The following is a 6,972-nucleotide window of genomic DNA, read 5'->3' as shown; positions in this document are numbered from 1 at the left end:
GATATACACTACACTACACACTCTTACCCTACACGACTATCTTCCGATCTATCGCATATAAACCAGCACCATATGCTTTACGAACAACGATAGAAATCTTCGGTACAGTTGCTTCACTCATTGCAGAAATCATTTTTGCACCGTGGCGAATAATACCAGCACGCTCTACTTTTGTACCGATCATAAATCCTGGTACATCCGCAAGGAATAATAATGGAATATGATATGCGTCGCATAAATTAATAAACTTAGCAGCTTTATCAGCTGAATCATGGAATAATACGCCGCCCTTCATACGCGGCTGATTTGCAATAATACCAACTGGCTTACCATCAATACGTGCTAAGCCTGTAATTAGCTCTTGAGCAAATAATTTTTTTACTTCATAGAATGAACCTTCATCAATAACTCTATTAATGAGATCTTTCATATTGAAAGGAGCATTTTGATTTTCTGGAATGATTTGTTCTAACGTTTTATCGAATTGTTTCGGTTCTTGAGGTGTAACCAATGGAGTCTTTTCTAAGTAGTTATTTGGAAAATATGAAATGTATTGTCTTGCTTGTGTAATCGCATCTTCTTCTGTCTTACATAAAACATCTCCGCATCCTGATACAGAGCAATGCATACGAGCTCCGCCCATTTCTTCTAAAGTTACCTTCTCACCGATAACCATCTCAGCCATACGAGGAGATCCTAAATACATAGATGCATTTCCTTCTACCATCATTACAACGTCGCAAAAGGCTGGAATATAGGCACCACCAGCTGCAGAAGGTCCAAATAATAAGCATACTTGAGGAACTTTACCTGATAATTTCACTTGATTATAGAAGATTCTCCCTGCACCACGGCGCCCTGGGAACATTTCTACTTGATCTGTAATACGTGCTCCAGCAGAGTCGACTAAATAAAATAACGGAACACGTAGTTTTTCAGCTGTTTCTTGAATACGTAAAATCTTTTCAACTGTGCGTGATCCCCACGATCCAGCTTTTACAGTAGAATCATTGGCCATTACACACGCAGTACGACCATGTATTTTACCCGTTGCCGTTACAACGCCGTCCGCAGGTAAGCCTGTTTGTTCACAGTTAGCAAATAATGCATCTTCTACATATTCGCCATTATCAAATAGAAGCGCTAAACGATCTCGAACAAATAATTTTCCTTTTGCTTTATTTTGTTCATGATATTTTGGTGCGCCGCCTTGTTTAATCGTTTCAACTCGTTCTTCAAATGTATTTGATTGTTGTTTTTGATCTAACATATTTACTCCCCCTTATACGTTGGTGTGCGTTTTTCCTTGAATGCTTGTAATCCTTCTAGTCTATCTTTCGTATGGATTACACCTTCATACGCTTGTTTTTCCATTTGTAATCCGGTATGTAAATCAACTTGAATACCGTTTGAAATCGCTTCTTTTGCTAGTCGAACAGCAATAGGTCCATTACTAGCAATTTTCTCTGCTATTTCAATCGCTTTCTCTTCAAGTAAATTAGCTGGTACAACAAATTCTACTAAACCATATTCTTTTGCTTCTTGCGCTGAAATACGTCTACCTGTATAAATTAATTCTTTCGCTCTACCAACTCCAATTAATCTCGGTAAGCGCTGTGTACCACCTGCTCCTGGTATAATTGCAAGTGTCGTTTCAGTAAGACCAAGACTTGCACATTCAGCAGCAATTCTAAAATCACAAGCTAAACTTAATTCCGTACCACCACCAAGTGCGATTCCATTTATAGCAGCAATAACTGGCTGTGGTAATTGTTCAACCATCTCCATAGTAGTGCGAATCATACTAACAGCATGGCGAACTTGTTCTTCATTCATATCGGCACGCTCTTTTAAATCTGCACCAGCACAAAATGCTTTTTCACCAGCACCAGTCAAAATAACTACACGCACGTTTGAATCTTCACTTATTTGAGTTAATATAGTTTGTAATTCATCTAATAATGCTAAAGATAATGAGTTTGCTTGTCTTTCACGATATAACGAAATCTTTACAACGTGAGGTGTTACATAATCAACTGAAATGTTTTGTAATTGTAGCATCTTCTCACCTACTTATCGTTTTATGTTGAAGCGCTCTATACACATGACTCGGTAATTGGATATTTAATTTACTTTGAATAAATTGACTTGCTCTCAATAACTTCTCTTCATCAATATTCGTTTGGACTCCTAACTTATGGAGCATATGTACTAGGTCATCAGTAGCAACATTACCTGATGCTCCTGGTGCATAAGGGCAGCCCCCGAGTCCACCACAAGAACTATCAAACGTTGTAATACCGTATTCTAATGATTTAACTACATTCGCTAGAGCCATTCCATACGTATTATGAAAATGCATTGCAAACTGCGAAGCATCATACTTCTTTAATAGATGTTCTAATACTTGTTCTACTTGTAATGGATTCGCTACACCGATTGTATCCCCAAGAGAAACTTCATAAATGCCGTATGAAAATAGTTGATTACATAATTCGTCAACTGCTGTAACACTTATATCCCCTTCATAAGGACATCCAAATACAGTAGAAACATAGCCTCTTACCTTTTTTCCTTCGAATAATGCCTGTTTTGTTATATCTTCAATTACAACTAATGCTTCTTTAATCGATTTATTAATATTACTTTTATTATGAGATTCACTTGCTGATAAAAAAACATTCACCTCATCTACATTTTGCAAAAAAGCTCGTTCCAAACCATTTTGATTCGGAACAAGCGCAGCATATGTAACATTTGGATCCCTTTTCAGCTCAGAAAATACATCATTTGCATCTGCTAATGCAGGGACCCATTTTGGGTGAACGAATGAGGAAACTTCAACATACGACAATCCTGCTTCTGTAAGTAGTTGAATCCATTTTACTTTATCTTTTGTGCCAACAATCTTTTTTTCATTTTGTAAGCCATCACGTGGCCCGACTTCTTTAATGACAGCAAAATTAGGTAGTTTCAATTCGCTTCCCCCTATATCTCCCTATTCAATTTCTAATAATACATCTCCTTCATTTACAAAATCGCCTTCTTGCACATTAATTTTCATAACTGTGCCAGCTTCTTCTGAAATGATTGGAATTTCCATTTTCATAGATTCCAAAATGACGACATCCTGCTCTTCCTCTACTGTATCTCCTACTCCTACAACAATCTTCCAAACGTTTCCTGCCATCGATGCGTATACTTTCGTCATCATTTTTTCCCCCTTAATATTGTTAAATCTTATTTTTTAACGCGTTGTTTCGTTACAAAACCCGTTGTATAAATACCCTCTTTGAACACTTCGTCTTCCAAAACTTGCAGTAGCATTGGCGTGTTGGTTTTAATACCTTCTACTTTTAATTCTTCTAGAGCATCATGTAATTTCGAAATTGCTTCTTCACGAGTCTCGCCATGTGCAATGACTTTCGCAATCATTGGATCATAGAAAGGTGTAATCGTTACATGATTTTCTAAGAAGTGATCAATCCGTACATTTGACGGTAATGTTAAATCTGTAATTTTCCCAGGTGATGGGAAGAATGTTTTCGGATCCTCTGCATAAATACGAGCTTCAATGGCATGACCACTACGTTTTACATCATCCTGAGTAAATGATAGTTTCTCTCCACTTGCGATAAGGAGTTGCTGTTCTACAAGGTCTAATCCCGTAATTTCTTCTGTCACTGGATGCTCTACTTGTAATCTCGTATTCATCTCTAAGAAATAGAAGTTCTTCTGATCATCTACAAGAAACTCAACTGTACCTGCATTTGTATAGCCAAGTGCTTTGGCAGCTTGTACAGCAACTTCTCCCATCGCCTTTCGTGTACCTTCATCTAAAAATGGTGAAGGTGCTTCTTCGATTACTTTTTGATTTCGGCGCTGTACCGAACATTCACGCTCCCATAAATACACTGTGTTACCATGTGTATCTGCTAAAAGCTGAATTTCAATATGATGCGCATCTGCTATATATCGCTCTAAATACATTTCTCCGTTACCAAAGAAGTTTTGCGCTCTTGTTTTATTACTTTCAAACGCTTTGGTGAGCGTTTGCTCAGTTTCCATCAACTGCATACCAATGCCTCCGCCGCCTGCGGATGCCTTAAGCATTAAGGGATAACCAATTTGTTTTGCAATTTCAATTGCTTCTTCAGCAGTTTCAATATTTGTAGTAATACCTGGGACTACTGGGACATCTGCTGCTTGCATTGCGATACGTGATTCGATTTTACTTCCCATCTTCGTAATGATTTCTTCTGAAGGACCGATAAATACGATTCCTTCTTCTTTGCAACGAACCGGAAAAGACGGATTCTCTGATAATAAACCATAACCCGGATGAATCGCTTCTGCATTTGTCTTCTTAGCTATTTCAATAATTTTTTCAAGGTTTAAATAACTTTCTTGAACACGCGGTCCACCTACTAAGTAAGCTTCATTTGCCATCTTCACATGAAGGGCATTTTCATCTGCTTCAGAATAAATAGCAACAGTGCGTATGCCAAGTTTTTGACAAGTTTTCATAATACGAACAGCAATTTCCCCGCGATTCGCAATTAATATTTTTTGAAACATAGTGATTCCTCCCTTTTATCTACATCCTAAATGTCTAGCAATTACGAGACGTTGAATTTCAGAAGTTCCTTCACCAATTTCTAATAGTTTCGCATCACGAATATGTCGTTCAACTTCATATTCACGCATATAACCATATCCACCATGAATCTGTACTGCTTGATTCGCAATACGGCTTGCTGCTTCCGATGCAAATAGTTTTGCCATTGCCGCTTCTTTTCCGAAAGGTTTATCGTTATCTTTTAACCAAGCTGCTTTATGTACTAAATTGCGTGCTAGCTCTACTTCAGTCGCCATATCAGCTAATTTAAATTGAATCGCTTGGAAATTAGAGATTGACTTTCCAAATTGTTGACGTTCTTTCGCATATTGTAATGCACGTTCAAAGGCTGATTGCGCAATACCAACTGCCAATGCAGCGATTGAAATACGCCCTCCATCAAGTGTATATAAAAATTGTTTAAAGCCTTTATTTACATCACCAAGAATATTTTCTTTCGGTACACGAACACCATCAAGTACGATTTCACAAGTATTAGAAGCGCGAACACCCATCTTATCGTAAGGACTTGAAATCGTTAATCCTTCACTCGTAGTAGGCACGATAAATGCAGAAATACGTTTTCTACCATTCTCTTCAATACCGTTGACAGCGGTTACAATAATTGTATTTGCATACTCTGCGTTTGTAATCCAACACTTCTCACCACTGATTACATACTCATCACCATCTAATACCGCTTTCGTTTGAGTACCACCTGCATCTGATCCAGCATTCGGCTCCGTTAATCCGAAGGCACCTAATGTTTTACCTGACGCCATTGGAACTAAATACTTTTGTTTTTGTTCTTCTGTACCGAAATAATAAATTGGAGAAGCACCTAATGAAATTGTTGCAGCATAGCTTAAACCGGTGCCACCACAAGCGCGACCAATTTCTTCAACTGCTAACGCATACGATACCGTATCGCCACCTGAACCTCCATACTCTTCTGGGAATGGGATGCCTAATAATCCTAGTTCGCCCATTTTTTGAAATGTTTCATATGGAAACTCTGCAGTTTTGTCATAATATACAGCTTTCGGTGCGATTTCCTTTTCAGCAAAGTCACGTACCATTTCTTTAATCATTTGTTTTTCGCGAGTTAGAGTAAATTCCATTCCGCTACACACCCCTTATCGAATATTGAGTTTCGACAGCGTGCGAGTTTCTACTACAAACATAACAACTTAAAAGACAAGAATATTAGTTAGACAATTGCTACAATTCTGTCATAACTTAATTTTAAAACAGATTCTGTACTAATGCACAAAAAAATTCCTACATTGTTCTACAACAACATAGGAGGTTTTGTGTCGAATTATGTAATTTATTGTTTAATAATCTCTACCTTTTCCGGAATCAGAAATTTCTACTAATGCTTCAGGGTATGGTTCGAAATATGTTTGTCTTAATAAATACTTTTCATCAAATCGAATAGCCCATGATTTTAAAATTGTAAGTAAACTACTAAGTGGTATTTTCTTTTCTGCATACTTTTGTAACAGTTCTATAAAATGATCTTTTTCTTGTTTTTTTAACTTTGTTTTAAAATATCCAAAAATGTGCTCGCATACATTTACATTCGATGTATAACGGGGCGCACGCATAAATAATTCATATAAAGTCTTCTCATAGTTTTCAAATACCACTTCAATCTTTTCATTTTTTTGATTTGCAATTATACGCCCTAATTCCTTTTGTTTCACCTGATTATATGCCATAAATAAATATTTATTGTCCGACTGAAACGATACAAGGTCTTTTATATTTTTACTATGTTTAATCATTTTGTAATATGCGATTGTAAATAGCCTTGTAAAGAAATGCTCTCTAATAATAAAATTCGACAATCTGCCTTCCTCTTCAATAGGAAGATGCGAAAATTTTTTTACTACTGCTCCGCCAAATAAGCCCGATCCTTTTCCCTTTGCTGGCGCTTTTTCAAAACCAGAATAAATTTTCACATCACGCGTACCACAACTTGGTGAACGATTCTTTAAAATAAAACCATCCACATCCGGTATCGTTTGTAAAAAGTCATTTGAAAACTGCTCCATTTTTTCAGTTACATCTTCTCGTGTCGACGGTTGCACAAGTCTATTCTCACCATTTTCTTCTACAATTCGTATCGTTTCACGAGGAGTCCCCAATCCAATCTCGACTTCTGGACAAACAGGTATAAATGTAACAAATGGCTGCAAATTTCGTATTGTTACATCTGGAATCATCTCTCCATTATAACGACAAGCATCAAATTCTAAACATTTACTTACGACGATTGTTGGTTTTGCAAATTGTCGCATCTTATTACCTCCTTAGTGCTAGCCCGTATAATATAAATTGTACTAAGA

Annotated in this window: 6 protein-coding genes and 1 pseudogene; all 7 read right to left on the bottom strand. The window is 37.1% G+C overall.

Annotated features, from left to right (window positions below):
- Positions 1-49: 49 nt before the first annotated feature.
- Positions 50-1,270: pseudogene (locus H6481_RS26790) on the bottom strand (acyl-CoA carboxylase subunit beta); the annotation flags it as partial.
- A gap of 2 nt (positions 1,271-1,272) precedes the next feature.
- Positions 1,273-2,061 (bottom strand): enoyl-CoA hydratase, encoded by a 789-nt coding sequence (locus tag H6481_RS26785; protein WP_000939813.1) that lies wholly within the window; start codon positions 2,059-2,061, stop codon positions 1,273-1,275.
- 4 nt (positions 2,062-2,065) lie between these two features.
- A complete protein-coding gene (gene mvaB, locus H6481_RS26780; RefSeq protein ID WP_000775436.1) occupies positions 2,066-2,977 on the bottom strand; it encodes a hydroxymethylglutaryl-CoA lyase in 912 nt (303 codons plus the stop codon).
- 21 nt (positions 2,978-2,998) lie between these two features.
- The gene (locus tag H6481_RS26775) at positions 2,999-3,214 is read right to left on the bottom strand and encodes an acetyl-CoA carboxylase biotin carboxyl carrier protein subunit (RefSeq protein ID WP_001987345.1); all 216 of its coding nucleotides are present in this window, start codon (positions 3,212-3,214) and stop codon (positions 2,999-3,001) included.
- 26 nt (positions 3,215-3,240) lie between these two features.
- Complete coding sequence (locus H6481_RS26770) at positions 3,241-4,578, bottom strand: acetyl-CoA carboxylase biotin carboxylase subunit (protein ID WP_182813653.1); 1,338 nt, start codon at positions 4,576-4,578, stop codon at positions 3,241-3,243.
- 15 nt (positions 4,579-4,593) lie between these two features.
- Positions 4,594-5,739 carry an acyl-CoA dehydrogenase gene (locus tag H6481_RS26765; RefSeq protein WP_000397279.1) on the bottom strand — a complete coding sequence of 382 codons (1,146 nt, stop codon included), beginning with the start codon at positions 5,737-5,739 and terminating at the stop codon, positions 4,594-4,596.
- Positions 5,740-5,955: 216 nt separating this feature from the next.
- Positions 5,956-6,924: a DUF523 and DUF1722 domain-containing protein gene (locus H6481_RS26760; RefSeq protein ID WP_044306560.1), complete on the bottom strand. Its 969-nt coding sequence runs from the start codon at positions 6,922-6,924 to the stop codon at positions 5,956-5,958.
- Positions 6,925-6,972: the final 48 nt, after the last annotated feature.

Source organism: Bacillus sp. ME78 (genome assembly GCF_903970865.1).
GTDB lineage: Bacteria > Bacillota > Bacilli > Bacillales > Bacillaceae_G > Bacillus_A > Bacillus_A cereus.
Note: the sequence above shows the minus strand (reverse complement) of the source record. Positions and strands in the feature narration are given on the sequence as shown.

Bases quoted from the DNA above. Each gene is read 5' to 3' on its own strand.
- H6481_RS26785 (WP_000939813.1), bottom strand. From the start codon at position 2,061: ATGCTACAATTACAAAACATTTCAGTTGATTATGTAACACCTCACGTT.
- H6481_RS26775 (WP_001987345.1), bottom strand. From the start codon at position 3,214: ATGATGACGAAAGTATACGCATCGATGGCAGGAAACGTTTGGAAGATT.
- H6481_RS26770 (WP_182813653.1), bottom strand. From the start codon at position 4,578: ATGTTTCAAAAAATATTAATTGCGAATCGCGGGGAAATTGCTGTTCGT.
- H6481_RS26765 (WP_000397279.1), bottom strand. From the start codon at position 5,739: ATGGAATTTACTCTAACTCGCGAAAAACAAATGATTAAAGAAATGGTA.
- H6481_RS26760 (WP_044306560.1), bottom strand. From the start codon at position 6,924: ATGCGACAATTTGCAAAACCAACAATCGTCGTAAGTAAATGTTTAGAA.